This is a genomic window from Exiguobacterium sp. (genome assembly GCF_020832205.1).
In the GTDB taxonomy this organism is placed as follows: domain Bacteria; phylum Bacillota; class Bacilli; order Exiguobacteriales; family Exiguobacteriaceae; genus Exiguobacterium.
Genome location: NZ_JAFIFD010000038.1, coordinates 79,091 through 94,637, shown reverse-complemented (window position 1 = coordinate 94,637; position 15,547 = coordinate 79,091). Strand labels below are relative to the sequence as shown.

The 15,547-nt window shown below is 52.8% G+C and carries 14 protein-coding genes, 1 riboswitch and 1 other annotated feature (1 of these 16 only partly in view); of the genes, 9 read left to right on the top strand and 5 right to left on the bottom strand.

Annotated features, from left to right (window positions below):
* Window positions 1-55: a binding site (T-box leader), on the bottom strand; it reaches 157 nt to the left of the window's first position.
* A gap of 151 nt (window positions 56-206) precedes the next feature.
* Entirely contained in the window at window positions 207-1,886 is a 1,680-nt protein-coding gene (locus JJU47_RS09560; RefSeq protein ID WP_228618683.1) for a GGDEF domain-containing protein, read from the top strand.
* Between the two features lie 98 nt (window positions 1,887-1,984).
* Window positions 1,985-2,079: riboswitch (SAM riboswitch) on the top strand.
* 72 nt (window positions 2,080-2,151) lie between these two features.
* Complete coding sequence (locus tag JJU47_RS09555; RefSeq protein ID WP_483298124.1) at window positions 2,152-3,435, top strand: Na+/H+ antiporter NhaC family protein; 1,284 nt, start codon at window positions 2,152-2,154, stop codon at window positions 3,433-3,435.
* Between the two features lie 27 nt (window positions 3,436-3,462).
* Here the strand turns inward: JJU47_RS09555 and JJU47_RS09550 are convergent, their stop codons facing one another.
* A complete protein-coding gene (locus JJU47_RS09550) occupies window positions 3,463-4,107 on the bottom strand; it encodes a TVP38/TMEM64 family protein (protein WP_228618678.1) in 645 nt (214 codons plus the stop codon).
* A 223-nt stretch (window positions 4,108-4,330) separates the two neighbouring features.
* Between JJU47_RS09550 and trhO the strand changes: the two genes are divergently transcribed.
* From trhO to ald, 4 genes are all read left to right on the top strand, one after another.
* Window positions 4,331-5,272 carry an oxygen-dependent tRNA uridine(34) hydroxylase TrhO gene (gene trhO / locus JJU47_RS09545; RefSeq protein ID WP_228618676.1) on the top strand — a complete coding sequence of 314 codons (942 nt, stop codon included), beginning with the start codon at window positions 4,331-4,333 and terminating at the stop codon, window positions 5,270-5,272.
* A 116-nt stretch (window positions 5,273-5,388) separates the two neighbouring features.
* On the top strand, window positions 5,389-5,814 hold the full coding sequence (locus JJU47_RS09540) for a divergent PAP2 family protein (RefSeq protein WP_029333791.1): 426 nt from the start codon (window positions 5,389-5,391) through the stop codon (window positions 5,812-5,814).
* A gap of 91 nt (window positions 5,815-5,905) precedes the next feature.
* Window positions 5,906-7,129, top strand: a complete 1,224-nt coding sequence (locus JJU47_RS09535) for a PucR family transcriptional regulator (protein ID WP_228618673.1) — start codon at window positions 5,906-5,908, stop codon at window positions 7,127-7,129.
* Window positions 7,130-7,261: 132 nt separating this feature from the next.
* Window positions 7,262-8,392: an alanine dehydrogenase gene (gene ald / locus JJU47_RS09530; RefSeq protein WP_228618671.1), complete on the top strand. Its 1,131-nt coding sequence runs from the start codon at window positions 7,262-7,264 to the stop codon at window positions 8,390-8,392.
* Window positions 8,393-8,432: 40 nt separating this feature from the next.
* Here the strand turns inward: ald and murB are convergent, their stop codons facing one another.
* Together murB and JJU47_RS09520 are read right to left on the bottom strand one after the other, a co-directional pair.
* Window positions 8,433-9,353 (bottom strand): UDP-N-acetylmuramate dehydrogenase, encoded by a 921-nt coding sequence (gene murB, locus JJU47_RS09525; RefSeq protein WP_228618792.1) that lies wholly within the window; start codon window positions 9,351-9,353, stop codon window positions 8,433-8,435.
* 146 nt (window positions 9,354-9,499) lie between these two features.
* Window positions 9,500-10,150, bottom strand: a complete 651-nt coding sequence (locus tag JJU47_RS09520; RefSeq protein WP_228618669.1) for a diacylglycerol/polyprenol kinase family protein — start codon at window positions 10,148-10,150, stop codon at window positions 9,500-9,502.
* 148 nt (window positions 10,151-10,298) lie between these two features.
* Between JJU47_RS09520 and JJU47_RS09515 the strand changes: the two genes are divergently transcribed.
* Window positions 10,299-10,922 carry a DUF1836 domain-containing protein gene (locus JJU47_RS09515; protein ID WP_228618665.1) on the top strand — a complete coding sequence of 208 codons (624 nt, stop codon included), beginning with the start codon at window positions 10,299-10,301 and terminating at the stop codon, window positions 10,920-10,922.
* A gap of 60 nt (window positions 10,923-10,982) precedes the next feature.
* On the opposite strand, the gene JJU47_RS09510 is transcribed toward JJU47_RS09515, so the two are convergent.
* Window positions 10,983-11,462 carry an LURP-one-related family protein gene (locus JJU47_RS09510; RefSeq protein ID WP_228618662.1) on the bottom strand — a complete coding sequence of 160 codons (480 nt, stop codon included), beginning with the start codon at window positions 11,460-11,462 and terminating at the stop codon, window positions 10,983-10,985.
* A gap of 216 nt (window positions 11,463-11,678) precedes the next feature.
* A complete protein-coding gene (locus JJU47_RS09505) occupies window positions 11,679-12,179 on the bottom strand; it encodes a restriction endonuclease (RefSeq protein WP_228618659.1) in 501 nt (166 codons plus the stop codon).
* Between the two features lie 121 nt (window positions 12,180-12,300).
* On the opposite strand from JJU47_RS09505, the gene JJU47_RS09500 reads away from it, so the two are divergent.
* Both JJU47_RS09500 and JJU47_RS09495 read left to right on the top strand, forming a co-directional pair.
* A complete protein-coding gene (locus JJU47_RS09500) occupies window positions 12,301-14,475 on the top strand; it encodes a PAS domain-containing sensor histidine kinase (protein WP_228618657.1) in 2,175 nt (724 codons plus the stop codon).
* On the top strand, window positions 14,472-15,542 hold the full coding sequence (locus JJU47_RS09495) for an SDR family oxidoreductase (RefSeq protein ID WP_228618654.1): 1,071 nt from the start codon (window positions 14,472-14,474) through the stop codon (window positions 15,540-15,542). Before JJU47_RS09500 ends, JJU47_RS09495 begins: the two co-directional genes overlap by 4 nt.
* Window positions 15,543-15,547 lie beyond the last annotated feature (5 nt).

Below are 15,547 nucleotides of genomic sequence, written 5' to 3'. Positions count from 1 at the left end.
CCCTAGGTCGCTTTGTTGACTAAACGGTCGTTACTCTCTTTTTCATCGACTTTCGTCTATGTGGTTGAAAAGCAATTTCATTATAGAGGATAATTCATATAGACTCAATGCTAGAATTCCGCCATTATGAGGAATAGGCAGGACTCGCGCCTGCTGATGCCGAATTTTTTACGATACATATTCGATTTTCCCACATAGGAGGGGCCATGAACCATTTCCGTAAGATGTCTGCCCTCGGCTGGGGTATTTGGAGTGCTTTTGTACTTTTGACGATTACATTGTTTGCTACTGGCGTGTTGAATACGCCGGCCATTGAGCCGCTGCCGTTCATCTTGATCGCCCTGCTCGTCATCATCTTCCAACTCGACTCCATCGAGCGCAAAGGCATCTATTTCACATTTTCTGAAAGTATCGTCCTGATCATCTTTTTATTCTTTGACTTTGAGACGGCGTTGTTCGTCAACCAAATCGGGTTGCTCGTCTTCCAGTTCGTCAATTTGAAGCCGCGCGTCGCGCTCCGGCGCTTCCGCTTCACGTATCCGTGGAATGCTATCACCTCCTTTTTAGAACTAGCGATTCCGGCCAGCGTCTACTTGGCGCTCGGCGGTGAGACAGGACTCGGCTTTTACACGCAAGAATCGTTTCTCCCCGTCGCCGGGTTGATTGCCGCTATCATCTTTAACACGGTCGTCCAGAAATACCAAGTCGGTTGGTGGTTCCGGGTCGACGTGCCTGTCCGCGACTTCTTGAGCATCGCGTTTTACACGTATATCGTCAGCCTCGTCTTTATCTTCGCGGCTTCTTTCTTCCGCGAGACGAACTTGCTCGTCGTCAGCAGTATCGCCGCCGCGCTCACGTTTTTCATCAAACGACTGTTGATTCAAAAAGGACGGCAAGACGCGTTCAAGTCACTCATCGAACAATACGATGAAGCAAAAGAAGCCGTGTCGCTGTCGCAAAGTGAGGCGCAAGCGATCGAAGTGTTCCTCAGCCAATGTGAACGGTTGAATCAATATGACGCCGGCTACGTCGAGTTCACGCTGTTCGACCGCTCGCTCTATTTCGATTTAAAGACGCGGCAACCGATTGAACGCCCACGCGTCTTCGATTTGCTCGATTCGACGTATCCGAACGAATCGTCCGTCGAGTATGAGATGCGTTTTGAATGGGACGCACCGATGTCAGATGAGTTCCACGACGATTACCATAGCTTCATCTCTGTCCGCTCCGAAGAAATCGAGGGGATTCGCACGTGGATCGTCATGGCAGGCGAGCACGTCTACGGCTACCCGCTGATCATCCAGCGCGAAATCGTCAAACTGCTCAAGTCGTTCAATCGAACGATCAGCCGTTGCCACGAACGGGATCGCCTCTTTACGGAGAGCCGGACGGACAGCTTGACGCTCCTCGCGAACGCTCGGGCATTTTATGAATACGGGATTCAGCAAATTTCAGACGCCTCCATGTATCCGATCTCGGTCGCGATGCTTGATATCGACTTCTTCAAAAAAATCAACGACACGCATGGCCATCAAGTCGGCGACGGCGTCCTCCAAGAGTTTGGCCGGCGCATCCGCCAGGCGTTGCGGACCGAGGACTTTGCGGCCCGTTACGGCGGAGAAGAGTTCATCTTGTTGCTCAATCACTGCGACGTCGACCAAGCCGTCGAAATCGCTGAGCGCATCCGCCAAAAGATTGAGGATAAACCGTTCCATGTCGACGGAATCGATATCCAAGTGACCGCCTCAATCGGGGTCGACACGATTCAAGCGTTCGGTGACAAACGACTCGATGACACGATTCGTAACGCGGACCGGGCGTTATACGTCGGCGGTAAGTATGCCGGGCGCAACCGAGTCGCCCACTACAACTATTTGACGACTTGACCCGTCCCCACGCTCACACAGCGTGGGGATTTTCTATTGACAAACCGGTTCGAAACAGATAGGTTAGGGAACGTGTCTTATAATTAAATCATCCGACTTTTTTATCAAGAGAGACTGAGGGACTGGCCCTGTGACGTCTCGGCAGCGGGGAACCTGTGCCAAATCCAGCAAGCACGTGCTTGAAAGATGAAAAAGGCGCTTCTTACATGGAGAGAGCCTTTTTCGAAGGGCTCTCTTTTTTATTTCTATGAATGAGGTGAAACGATTGGAACAACCAACTGCAAACAAATGGGCACTCTTGCCTTTACTCGTCTTCCTTACTTTCTTCATCGGGGCCGGGATTTACTACGGTGACTTTTATAAATTCCCTGTCTTGATCGCGGCACTCATCGCCTTGATCGTCGCAGCGATGATGACGAAAGGGAGCGTCACGCAAACCGTCGAACGCATCGCGCAAGGTGCGGGCAACCCAGGCATTTTGATTATGATCTTCATCTTCCTCCTCGCCGGAGCGTTCTCTAACGTCGCCGGTGAGATCGGAGCGATTGACGCGACCGTCAATGCGGCGCTCACGTTACTACCGCCGTCCCTTCTCTTGAGCGGTCTGTTCGTCATCGCGGCCTTCATTTCCATGGCGATGGGCACGTCAACCGGGACCATCGCGGCGCTCGCACCGATCGCGCTCGGCATCCATGAAGAAAGTGGTGTCAATATCGCCATCGCGGCAGCTGCCGTTGTCGGCGGCGCCATGTTCGGGGACAACTTGTCGTTCATTTCGGATACGACGATCGCAGCAGTGCGGACGCAACGGACGAATATGCGCGACAAGTTCCGCACAAACTTTTGGATCGTCTTGCCGGCAGCCGTCATCACAACGATTCTACTCGCCGTCTTATCGAGCGGGGAATCGACGATTGAAGTCGCTGCTTTCGAATGGTACAAGCTCATCCCTTATCTCGCCGTCATCGCCCTCGCCTTGATAGGATTAAACGTCATCCTCGTTTTGCTCGGAGGGATCGCCTTGACCGGCATCATCGGATTGTTAGACGGCAGTTTGTCCGTGACGGCGTTCGTCACGGCGATGGCCGACGGGATGATCGGCATGGCGGAGATTTCGATTTTGACACTCTTCATGGGCGGGCTCGTCGGACTCATCTCGCATAACGGAGGGCTCACTTATTTGCGAGACGCCCTCACCGCCCGGATTCAACAACGGGCCGGTGCCGAGTGGAGCATCGCCGGGCTCGTCAGTGCGACGAACGTCGCCACGGCGAACAATACGATTTCGATTCTCGTCGCCGGACCGCTTGCGGCGAACATCGCCGACACGTATGACATCGAGCGTAAGAAATCGGCGAGCGTGCTCGATATCTTCTCGTGTGGCGTGCAAGGTCTCTTGCCTTATGGGGCACAACTGCTCATCGCCGCCGAGTTGACGAACACGGCCTCACCGGCTCTCGTGCCGTACATGTTTTACCCGTTTCTCTTGTTCATCTGCGGCGGACTTGCTATCGTCTTCAATTTCCCGCGTTTCAAGAAGCAGGCCTGACAAAAACGACCTTTTGAAGCCTCGGCTTCAAAAGGTCGTTTTGCGTCTTGCTTCGATTTCACGTTTGAGCAACTCGTTCCGTTTTTTGAAGGCACGCCGTTTGAGAAGTTCTTCGAGTCCACGGCTGATCGCCCAAAGGACGAGCAACAACAGACCGAGCATCGACAGGCGGAACGGGCTTTGGATGAACTCTTCCCATTGGTCACCGATCACCGAGAAAATCAACACGACGAGCAATTTCCCAAACCCGGCCGCCATGATGAACGTCCGGAGCGGCATTTGAATAAGCGCGAGTAAGTACGTGATCAAACTGACCGGGATGAACGGTAACGAGTACAAGAACCCGAGCGAAACCGGGCTCATATGATTGATTCGTTCGAGCCAGTAGACACCTTTCTTATGTTTTTCGAGCCAACGCGTCATCGGTTTTCGGAACACGTACCGCACCGCAGAAAAGACGAGAATTGTCCCGAGCAAACTGCCGACCCATGATAATAACGCACCGAGCAGGAATCCGTATGTTGCCGCGTTCGCTGAAATGATGAGGACAAGTGGAAGAAACGGGAAAATCGCTTCTAAAAAAGGGGCGCCGAGACCGGCCCACGGCCCTCCCGGCAACTCTTGAAGCCATTTAATCAATTGGATGATCCACTGTTCGAGAGATGTGAGCATATCAGTTTCCACCTTCAGCTTTCGTTACTCTGTTTTACCCGAATTCGTGCCACAGGACACATCCCCCTGCCGAGTTCAAAAAAAATTAAAAAGTATTTGCGAAATTTCGCTGTGATATCTATCATATAATAATGGACTTGTGGTTGCAGGCAAGCCCATTCGTCGAACGACACAACCCAACGTTCGTTTTCCTGCAAAAAACTGAACACAGGGGAGTAATAACATGGAAACAAAACCAATGCGGGTCTTGCTGTATTATAAGTACGTCAACATCGAAGACCCAGAAACGCTCACACAAGAGCACCTCAAGTATTGTAAGGACCTCGGCATCAAAGGACGGATCTTGATTTCTTCTGAAGGAATCAACGGGACGTGCTCTGGTACTTGGGAACAGACCGAGCAATACATGACTGATTTAAAGGCGAACCCCCTCTTTAGCGACATCGAGTTCAAAATCGATGAAGTCGACGAGCATGCGTTCTCGAAAATTTTTGTCCGTCACAAGAAAGAGCTCGTGACGTGGCGCTTTGACGGCGAGTTTGACGTGCCGAAACAGCACGGTGCATACCTCGAACCGGCAGAATGGAAAGAGATGATGAATCGCGACGATGTCGTCATCCTCGACGTTCGTAACAACTACGAATACGACCTTGGTCACTTTAAGAATGCGATCAAGATCGATGTAGAGGCTTCTCGTTACATGCCAGATTGGCTCGAAGAGAACAAGGACCTCTACGAAGGGAAAACCTTACTCACGTATTGCACCGGAGGCGTCCGTTGCGAGAAATTTACCGCATATATGCGTGACCAAGGTCACGACAACATTTTCCACTTAAAAGGCGGCGTCGCCATGTATGGAAAAGACGAAGCCACACAAGGTGAAGATTGGGAAGGTGAGCTTTACGTCTTTGACGAGCGCATCAACGTCCCGGTCAACACGGTCAATCCATCGGTCGTATCCGCGTGCATGCACTGCGGCACGAAGACGGTCCGTTACGTGAATTGTGCCAACCCGGTGTGTAATGCCCAGCATTTCTGTTGTGAAGAGTGTGAACCGAAGCAAATGCGTTCATGCTCGAAAGAGTGCCAGGAGCATCCACGCAACCGCTATATCATCGAGAATATCGCGGATAAACTTCAGGAGACTGAAGGCGTCGTCGGGTAACAAAAATCGACCAGAAAGCGCAGAGGACCTTACCTCTTGCGCTTTTTTTGACAGAATCTTTACGTCTATCGATGACGAGAATCGGGTATAGTGAAGATACTATTGTCAGACAGGAAGTGAATCGATTGCTGTTTAACGAACCTTTACTCGCCGCCCTGCTTGCGTGGTTTATCGCCCAAGCGGCAAAACTAGTGACCGAACTGATTAAAACGAGAGATTTCGAACTGCAAATCATGTTTGCCTCTGGCGGCATGCCAAGCTCCCACTCTTCGACCGTCGTCGCTTTAGCGACCGTGATCGGCCGAATGGAAGGGCTCGACTCCAGTATGTTCGCCCTCGCCTTGATTTTCGCGACGATCGTCATGTACGATGCGACCGGTGTCCGCCAAGCGGTCGGATTCCAAGCCCGCTTGTTGAACGACTACTTTAAAGGCATCAAGCATGAGACCCCGATCTTAAATGAACTTGTCGGCCATACGCCGTTCCAAGTCATCGTCGGCGCCTTGCTCGGTCTCGTCGTTGGTTTGTTTTTCCCTATCTAATCTAATGATGCAAGGCATGTCGCCTTCCTCCACCATCTTTTTGTGAACTTTCACAATGAAGACGGTATACTCAAAGTGAGGAGGAATCGACATGCCTTTTTTGCAGAAGTCTTATGAGTCACTCGACACGCTCGCTGAAGCGATCGGTCAAGCGATCCGCGCCCCGATCACGATCGAGAACCGCCACCATCAACTCATCGCCTACAGCACGCATCCCGACTCGACGGACCCGGCTCGAATCGCGACCATCATCGGACGGCGCGTCCCGGAAGCGGTCATTGAAGACTTGTGGGAGAGCGGGATCTTGCAGAACGTGATCGATCGCGACGAACCGGTCGTCATTCCAGCCCGCCTTTCGGTCGGGCTCGGGGAACGGGCCGCCGTCGTCATTAAACAACAAGACGAGGTGCTCGGCTATATTTGGAGTTTGGCTCGCACGCACCCGTTTTCTGAACAAGAGCTCACCGTCTTACAAGAAGGCGCCAACATCGCCAAGAAGCTGCTCATGACGATCGCGATGCACGAACGACGCATCGACGCTGAACTAGAGCGTTTCTTCTTGGATATTTTGGCCACGCCGACACTCAGCCTGTCGCAACACGAACGGTTGAACGAAATCGCACCGATCGCTGTGGCAAGCCGATTGACGGTCATTGATTGCTTGCAACCGATCACCCCGCAATTCGCGGAACGGCTTTTTTACGTACTCGCGACCCAGCAGGCGATCGAAGTCGTCCTCCAAGCGATTGACGGGCAACAGCTGCTCGTCTGGCACTACATGAAATCAGAGCTGTCCGAAGAAGAGACGGCGCTCGTTGAATGGGCCGAACGGTTCGAGGCCCAGCTCGGGGACAAGTTTCCCGAAGCGGAACCTCGCCTCGGGATCAGCCGCCGTTTCTTCGAAAGCGAGACGATTTATAACGCGGCCGAGGAAGCGCGACGTGTGACCTCACTGCGCCGGAAATTCCCTCTCGAGCTTGCCGCCGCACGCGCGTTCGAGCAGATTGGCATTTATCAACTCGTTCCCGATCTCGCTCGCCTGATCGGCCTCCGGCTCGAGACGCATCCGACGCTCGAACGGCTGCACGCTTACGATCACGCTCACCAAACCGAACTCGTGACGACGCTCGAATGGTACTTCTATTTCGACGGCAACGTGAAGCAAGTCGCGGCCCATCTTCACATTCATCCGAACACGGTGCTGTACCGGGTCCGGCGGATCGAAGAGTTGACGCAAATTACCCGCGTCTCGCTCCCGGAACGGGCCGCCATCTATTTGGCGATCAAAGCCGGACAATATCGTCAAGACGACTGACTCTCGCTTTTGTGATTTTTCACAAAGCGGGGGTCTTCGTTTTTAGAATGCAGGCTAAAGACAGCGTTTTCGGAACGGTCTATACTAGAAGTGTGAACAAATTGTGTCAACAGATCGAAAGGGGAACGGATCATGAAAATCGGGGTATTGAAAGAGATTAAAAATAACGAGAACCGCGTCGCTTTGACGCCAATGGGGGCAGCGGTGTTGACGGAACTCGGACATGACGTGCTCGTAGAAACGGAAGCCGGTATCGGGAGCGGCTTCACGAACATCGAATATGTCGACGCCGGTGCGACGATCGTCGATACGGCGGCAGACGTTTGGAACCACGTCGAGCTAGCACTCAAAGTGAAAGAGCCGCAACCTACGGAGTACCGCTATTTCCGCAGCGACTTGACGCTCTTCACGTACTTGCACCTTGCAGCCGAGCCGGAACTGACGAAAGCGCTCGTCGAGTCAGGCATGACCGCCATCGCCTATGAAACGGTCGAAGTCGACCGGACGCTTCCGCTCCTCACGCCGATGAGTGAAGTAGCCGGACGGATGGCCGCACAAATCGGTGCTCAAATTTTAGAGAAGCCGCATGGCGGGAAAGGCATCCTCTTGTCTGGTCTCCCAGGTGTCCCGCGTGCCAACGTGACGGTCATCGGCGGCGGTGTCGTCGGAACGAACGCGGCCCGTATCGCCATCGGTCTCGGAGCCAACGTGACACTCATGGACATCAGCCCGGCCCGGCTTCGTCAAATCGATGATCAGTTCGGGAACACGATCAACACGCTTATCTCGAACAGTTACAACATCGCCAAGCAAGTCGCCGAGAGCGACCTCGTCATCGGTGCTGTTCTCATCCCGGGCGCCAAAGCGCCAAAGCTCGTCACAAAAGAGATGGTTCAACAAATGTCACCTGGTTCGGTCATCGTCGACGTCGCCATCGACCAAGGCGGGATTTGCGAGACAATCGACCATATCACGACACACGACGCGCCGACGTATGAGCGCTACGGGGTTCAACATTATGCGGTCGCCAACATGCCAGGCGCGGTCCCACGCACGTCGACGCTCGGTTTGACGAACGCGACGATGCCGTATATCATCGAGTGCGCGCAAAAAGGCGTCTTCCCGGCTCTCCGTGAAAATGCGGCGCTCCTCAAAGGGTTGAACGTCATCGATGGGACGGTCACGTACGAGGCGGTCGCCCGAGACCTCGACTATCCGTTCGTCCCGGCTTCAGAAGCGGTCACGAAACAACTGCAAGCCTAAATAAAACGCCCGAACGGCTGATTCCGTTCGGGCGTTTTATTTAGGCGTTCTCGACGGCGATGTCTTCACCGATGATCTTTACTTCAGGTTCAAGTTCAACGTGGAACTTTTCTTTGACCGTCGCTTGAACGTGACGGATGAGCGAGATGTACTCCGTCGCCGTCGCGTCGGCGATGTTGACGATGAAGCCGGCGTGTTTGAGCGACACTTCCGCCCCGCCGATTCGCTTCCCTTGAAGACCGCAATCTTGAATCAACTTCCCGGCGAAGTAGCCCGGCGGCCGTTTAAAGACGCTCCCGCACGATGGATATTCGAGCGGTTGCTTCGACTCACGTTTGTACGTCAAGTCGTCCATCACGGCTTTGATCTCTTCGTAAGGGAGCGGTTCTAGTTCGAATGTCGCCTCGAGCACGATGAGTCCTTCTGTCGCAATCCGGCTCGACCGATAGTCGAGCTCGAGCTCGTCTTTCGTGAGCGTCAAGAGTTCCCCTGCCGGCGTCAAGACGACCGCGTTCAAGATGACGTCTTTCGTCTCGCCGCCGTAAGCACCAGCGTTCATGTACACTGCGCCGCCGACCGTTCCAGGAATGCCGCAAGCGAACTCGAGGCCCGACAACTCTTCCGTGAGCGCCTGACGCGACACATCGATGATGGCGGCACCCGCTTGAGCGATCACGCGATCACCTTCCCGGCGAATCGTCTTCAACTCATTCAAGTTCAACACGATCCCTCGGAGGCCACCGTCACGAACAATCAAATTCGATCCGAATCCGAGAATCATGAACGGGACTTGCTCGCGGTGTGCGAGCTCGAGCACCGCCTGTACTTCTTCATACGTGTGCGGAGCTACGAAATAATCGGCGTTGCCGCCGAGCTTTGTATACGTGTGTGCCGATAAAGGCTCGTCTTGTTTGACGCGATCGGCCGGGATGATCGTTACTAATTGGTCTAAAAAGCTCATGCGTTCACTCAATCCTTTACGTTCTATTTTTATCGGTGCTTCGGACTCGTCCGGGCACGTCGCTGAATGGTTTCAGTACGAAACACAGTATACAAATGTTTGACAGAAGTGACAAGCAACGTTTTCTTTACAATGAACGAAAAGGTTTATAACAATAATGATGTTGCGACCGCTACTACGATAGGAATTGTTAGATTGTCCCAATCTCGATAAGAAATCGCTTCTGTCAGTGTAGCGATGATGGAAATGATAAACCCATATGTTACCACTTGCCATAGCGGAACATCATCCCACAAAAACAATAAAAAGAGCACGGCATAGGAGCTGAGGAACATGGCCATGCTGCCTTGGAACGAACGTTTCTGCCCATACAAGTCGTACGTCACTGTCCCATACTTTCGTCCGACGAGGGCGGCCAATCCATCTCCCCACGCCAAGACGAGCGACCCGGCCAAGAAGGCGAGCGGTTCTGTCTCAAAAAAGAAAAATAAGATCACGAGCAGCGCGATCGGATAATAGACCGTGCCGAACGACTTCCGCTCGGTTTGATGGACCGGCGACGGACTTTTATAAAGAAGAAATGCGTTCGCGAACGTGAAGAAGACGAGCGGAACAGCGGCGACGTACCATGTCTCCATCAACCAGACAGCGAGCAACGCCCAATGTCCGACCGCGATATGTACACTTTTACGAATTGTTTCATCCGTCCATCCTAGACGCTTGCCGACTTGTTCGAGCCCGACGAGGAATACTAGGACTATGACGATGGACAGGATGGAGCTGACCCATTCATTCATCGGTAGACCACCTTTAGCTACATAATTTATACGTTTACATTATACCTTAATCGGGCCAGAACCTAGCTTCCTTTTCAAACATTTGGTAGAATGAGGTCAAATGACTGTATAGACGGCGATCGAAGCCGACTATAGAAAGGGTGGCTGTATGCGCGACGCAACTTCAATTCAAACTTTGGCGGACTGCCTGCATTACATGCAAGTTGGCGACGTCGATCGGGCCATCGCCCTGTTTCCGGAAGAAGTGCGTGAACACTTCCCGAAAGAACTTCGTAAAATCCATTTGTTTCATATTGAAAAGAACGGACTGTCCATCAACCAAATCGTCGCTTTAGCGAACACCTTGACGGGCGAACATTTATCCGCGACGACGATTCAAAACTGGACGAAACGAGAAGTCCGGAAAATCATCGGCGTCCCCCGGGTCGGCAAAAAATATTCGTTGCAACAAGCCGCGATTATCTATTTGCTCGATGATTTGAAGCACTTGTTCTCTCTTGAAGAGACGAGTTCACTGCTTGCGCTCATCTTCAACAACCCGGACCGTGACGAAGACGACCTCATCTCGCCGATTGACTTTTACCGGTTGTACGCGGAATATGCGAAATCGACGAGTCCGATCGATTTGCTCGACACACGTGCCAAGCGTTCCATCGAGAAGATGGGCCATACGCACCCGAACATCGTCCATGTGTTGAAGCTCTGTCTATACGCCCATCGTGTCACGACGCTCGAACTCGAGGCAAAACATTATTTGAACCGCTTCATTTGATGGAGCGGTTTTTGTGTATAAGAAAACACCAGTCGTTGTGACTGGTGTTCGTCATATCGATTAAACAGAGACCGCGAGCGGCATCCGTGACTTCACACTCAACGTTTTCAATACCGACAAGAGTTCGAACATCGAAAGCTGATCGGCTTCTTTCGTCAAACAGAAAGAGTCGTCTTCTTGACGGCGAAGTTCCGCCACGAGCTTCCCTGCCTTGTCGCGTACACTGAACTTGTAGCGCTCGACATCGTATTGAATCGTAAAGAGTCCGCGTTCATAGACGTTGTACTCACACTTTTTCCCGAATAACGAGAATTTGTCTTTCAATTGACCGATCGCCTGTCCATCGTGGTTCATGACAACCCACTTTTGGCAATTCGGGATATACTTCCCGTGAGCGATTTGTCGACCAGACAAGTTGTGCACTTGGACACTGCCTTCCGCGTCGCGGTGAACAGAACCGATCGCATCGTTCGTCTCGTCATAAATGGTCGCCTCGCCTTGCGTAAAGACGCAACCTTTTACATAAATTAATTTGCGCACCGCTTTTCCTCCTAATACGTTCCAACCACGATTTTTCTATTTGTCCGGTTGGGCATTCTGTGAAACCCCAAAAAGTTTCTAGCAGCCGAATCTCTCTATTCAACTACTACATATTTCATATGACGAAGATGATTATTGCACCGTTTGAACAAAAAGACAACCCCTTTTTCTTCGACACAATCCGTCATCTTGTCAAACATGTGAAAACACGCGTCATTACCGCTTAAAACCGGCTTCTTTCAACAGCTGTTCAAGCTCCGATCTTGCAATCAGACGAACTTGATTTGGCTCGGCCAATTCGTACGCGCTGTCCGTGTATGACGAGTTCGTCACGACCCATCCTTCGTTCACTCCGTAATACGGGACAGCCGCCGCTACTTGCTGGACCGCTTCGAGACCGACGACTTTTCCGTAACGCTTCGCCTGTACCGCGATCGACCATCCTTCCGGTGTCTCGAGCAACAAGTCGGCCCCAAAGTCGCGTGACGCCGGCGTGACGGTGACCGTGTAGCCGAGTTCGGTGAACACGTCTTCTAAAAACAGTTCGAACTCACGCCCTTCCATCCGGTCGATCCGATCGATCGTCGAAAGTCGTTTTCGCCACACGAGCCAAGCGAGCCCGAGCGCGACAGCCGTGATAACGGTCCAGAACGGCGCGTCCCACCACCACAGTCCGAGCGCGAGCACTAGACTAAACCCCAATCCTTTCACATCCATCGTCCTCTCCATCATTTGTTCACTATTACTTTACCGTCTGAAGGCAGGAAAACAAAGGCACATCTGTCGAATGTAATGAAGATGTACCCGTTTGATTTACAGAAGGAGGGATCACCCGTTGATGGAGAAAAGAGTGCATCTCCAGAACGACCTGTTGCATGCCTTGCCTTACGGTGTCGCCTTGATTCAGACTGACGGCACCATCGTTCAAGCGAACCGTCCGTTTTTAGAGCAGTTCCCAGAAGACTTACAGACACGTTCCAACGTGTTTCATATGGTCAATCAGTCCCCGATCACGATGGAACTGTCCCGCCGAATGGAGCAAGGACTTCCATGGACCTATGAGATGCCGACAATCCGCATCCATGCGATCCCGAACGGGGACGTCTATATCCTCTCGATTGAACCGCTCCCGCTCGACACGCGGGTCACGGTCCAACACAACGCTTTTGAGGCGATGATGCACACCGAGCTCGACATGGCGATGATCATGACCGATGCGAACTTGCTCATCAATCGATTCAATAAAGGCGCGACCGAACTGTTCGGTTACGCGCCCCATGAAGTGCTCTATGAGATGACGCCGTTCGCGCTTTTCGAATCGCGCGAATTGAGCGAAAAACGAACCCACTACCAAGATGAGACCGAACGTCTCTTGTCGTTCGAACAAATGTTGCGCGTCGCGCTCGATCGCGGGGACCGAGAATGGAAGTTCCAACGAAAAGACCGGACCCACTTCGTCGGTAAGCTGTTCATGCATCCTGTCTACGAACAGGCGCGCATTATCGGCTTCTTCTTTTTCGTCTTCGACGTCAGCCCAGAGATCGCCTTAAAAGGCGAACTGTTGCATAAAGAACAACGTTATCGCATGTTCGCCGAATCGGTCATCGAGGCCGTCTTGTTCCATGAGGACGGCACGATTCTTGACGCCAACAAGGCTGCCGAGACGATCTTCCGGATCCCGGCTGAAGAGATGGTCGGGCGCCAAACGATCGAGTTCATCGCGGAAGGTTACCGGGCCGACGTTTTGCGCCGGATCCGCAACCACATCCAGACACCTTATGAAGTAATCGGGCGCCGCGAGGACGGTACGTTCCTCGAGATGGAAGTCTATCCGAAAGAAGTAACGTACCAAGGCCAGACGCTCCGTGTCGCCGTCATGCGCGATATTAGCGACCGGAAAAAAGTCGAGCGCATGCTCGAACGCGAAAAGAATGCCATCGCCCGTCAACGCGATATCATTCAGTCCATTCTCCAGGCGTCGAACGAGGCGTTCGTCTTGACGGAGTCGAACGGGAGCGTCCTGTTTATGAACGTTCACGCGCGCCGGCTCCTCGACTTGCCTGGAATCGCTCCTAACAAGATCCAAGAGCGTATCCCGCTCCTCACGACGTTCCGTCCCCGTGACCGGACCGAGATGTTGAAGAAAATCGACCTGTTGCTTGACGGGTCGGCTCGAGAAGTCTCGATGCGCTTCTCCATCCCGCAACCGAACGACCGAGACGAGCAATATTACGAGATGTACGCGACCGGCATGGACACGAAGCGACAGATCGGTGTCGATAGCGGCTTCCTTTTCGTTTTTCGCAACCGGACCGAAGAAGAACGGATGGATCAAATCAAGAACGAACTCGTCAGCCCCGTCTCACACGAACTGCGGACGCCGCTGTCTTCCTTGTCCGGTTATATCGAGCTCATGCTCAACCGTGAACTGACTCCCGACAAGCGGGAGCGCTATTTGAAGACGATGGCGAAAGAGGCGAAGCGGTTGACCGATTTGCTGAACGACTTCCTCGACATTCAACGAATGGAAGACGGCAATCAAGAGTATAAACAAAATCATTTCGTCTTGAACGAACTCGTCCGAGACGTCGTTGAACGTTTCCGGGAGACGAACGACCATTCGATTCATTTCGATGACGCGGATGAACCGCTCCCGCTCGTCGCCGATCAAGACCGGATTGAACAAGTGCTCATCAATTTGCTCTCGAACGCCATCAAGTACTCACCGAACCACCGAGAAGTCGAAGTCCGAGTCCGTCGGGAGCACAACCAAGCCCACGTCTCGATTCAAGACTTCGGCATCGGGATTCCGGAGCATGCGTTCGAGGAATTGTTCAAGAAGTTCTATCGCGTCGATAATTCCGATACTCGTCAAATCGGCGGGACTGGGCTCGGGCTCTCGATTTGCAAAGAAATCATCGAATCACATGGCGGCAGCATCGAAGTCGAATCGACGGTCGGTGTCGGATCGACGTTCACATTCACGCTCGACTTAGCGGAGGAAACGATATGAACCATTACGTCTTTACCGGATTCCCCGGCTTTCTCGCCGGGAAGCTGATCACCCATCTCGCTTCTTTACCGAGTCAAATCGGCACAATTTACGCGCTTCATCTTCCGAACCAACACGGTGAAGCGCTCGCGTTGAAACAAGAGCTATTGGCGACGACGTCACTCCAAGACGAGCAACTCGTCCTCGTCGAGGCGGACATCACACTCCCGGAAGTCATCCTCGACCCGATTATGCGCTCGGTCATCGAGCGGAGCGTGAATTATGTGTTTCATTTGGCGGCCGCATACGATTTGAGCATCCCTTACGAGGTCGGTTATCGAATCAACTTGCTCGGCACGAAACATATGACGGCATTCGCGAAGCGCGCCCCGAACTTGAAGCGGTACGTCTATTTCAGTACCGCCTATGTGTCGGGACGGCGGCAAGGAACGGTGTACGAGAACGAACTATGGCATCGCGTCGCTTTCAAAAACCATTACGAGGCGACGAAGTATGAAGCCGAAGCGATCGTCTCCCGCGAGTTCGGGTCGATGCCGGTGACCGTGATCCGCCCGGGAATTGTCATCGGTCATAGCCTGACCGGCGAGACGAAAAAATTCGATGGTGTCTATTTCGTCTTGAAATTGATGGACCAGTTGCGCCAGGCCGCACCGCTTCCGTACATCGGACGCCAAAATATCGAAGTGAACCTCGTGCCGTATGATTATGTGGTCGAGGCGACGGCGTATCTCGCGCACGCACCAGCTGGATTAGGCCGGACGTTCCATCTGACAGACCCGTTCCCGCATGGGGCGCGCGAAGTGTATCGCATGATTCATGAAGAGATGTTCCACCGTCCTCCACGCGGGACGATTCCTCACGTCGCCGCCGATGCCGGTTTTTCGGCTCTCAAATTATCGGAACGCTACGGAGTCCCTCGCGAACTCCTCGACTACTTCAAGCACCAAGTCCATTTCGACACGACCCAGACGATGCGGGCATTAAACGGTACCGGCATCATTTGTCCCGATTTAAAAGACTACTTGCCACAAGTTGTCGCCTATTACGACACACACAAAAAGCCCTGATCATC

Excerpts from the sequence above, each read along its gene's own strand:
- JJU47_RS09520 (WP_228618669.1), bottom strand. The coding sequence starts at position 10,150 with ATGAATGAATGGGTCAGCTCCATCCTGTCCATCGTCATAGTCCTAGTA.
- JJU47_RS09495 (WP_228618654.1), top strand. The coding sequence starts at position 14,472 with ATGAACCATTACGTCTTTACCGGATTCCCCGGCTTTCTCGCCGGGAAG.
- JJU47_RS09550 (WP_228618678.1), bottom strand. The coding sequence starts at position 4,107 with ATGCTCACATCTCTCGAACAGTGGATCATCCAATTGATTAAATGGCTT.
- JJU47_RS09535 (WP_228618673.1), top strand. The coding sequence starts at position 5,906 with ATGCCTTTTTTGCAGAAGTCTTATGAGTCACTCGACACGCTCGCTGAA.
- JJU47_RS09500 (WP_228618657.1), top strand. The coding sequence starts at position 12,301 with ATGGAGAAAAGAGTGCATCTCCAGAACGACCTGTTGCATGCCTTGCCT.
- JJU47_RS09505 (WP_228618659.1), bottom strand. The coding sequence starts at position 12,179 with ATGGATGTGAAAGGATTGGGGTTTAGTCTAGTGCTCGCGCTCGGACTG.
- murB (WP_228618792.1), bottom strand. The coding sequence starts at position 9,353 with ATGAGCTTTTTAGACCAATTAGTAACGATCATCCCGGCCGATCGCGTC.
- JJU47_RS09515 (WP_228618665.1), top strand. The coding sequence starts at position 10,299 with ATGCGCGACGCAACTTCAATTCAAACTTTGGCGGACTGCCTGCATTAC.
- ald (WP_228618671.1), top strand. The coding sequence starts at position 7,262 with ATGAAAATCGGGGTATTGAAAGAGATTAAAAATAACGAGAACCGCGTC.
- trhO (WP_228618676.1), top strand. The coding sequence starts at position 4,331 with ATGGAAACAAAACCAATGCGGGTCTTGCTGTATTATAAGTACGTCAAC.
- JJU47_RS09560 (WP_228618683.1), top strand. The coding sequence starts at position 207 with ATGAACCATTTCCGTAAGATGTCTGCCCTCGGCTGGGGTATTTGGAGT.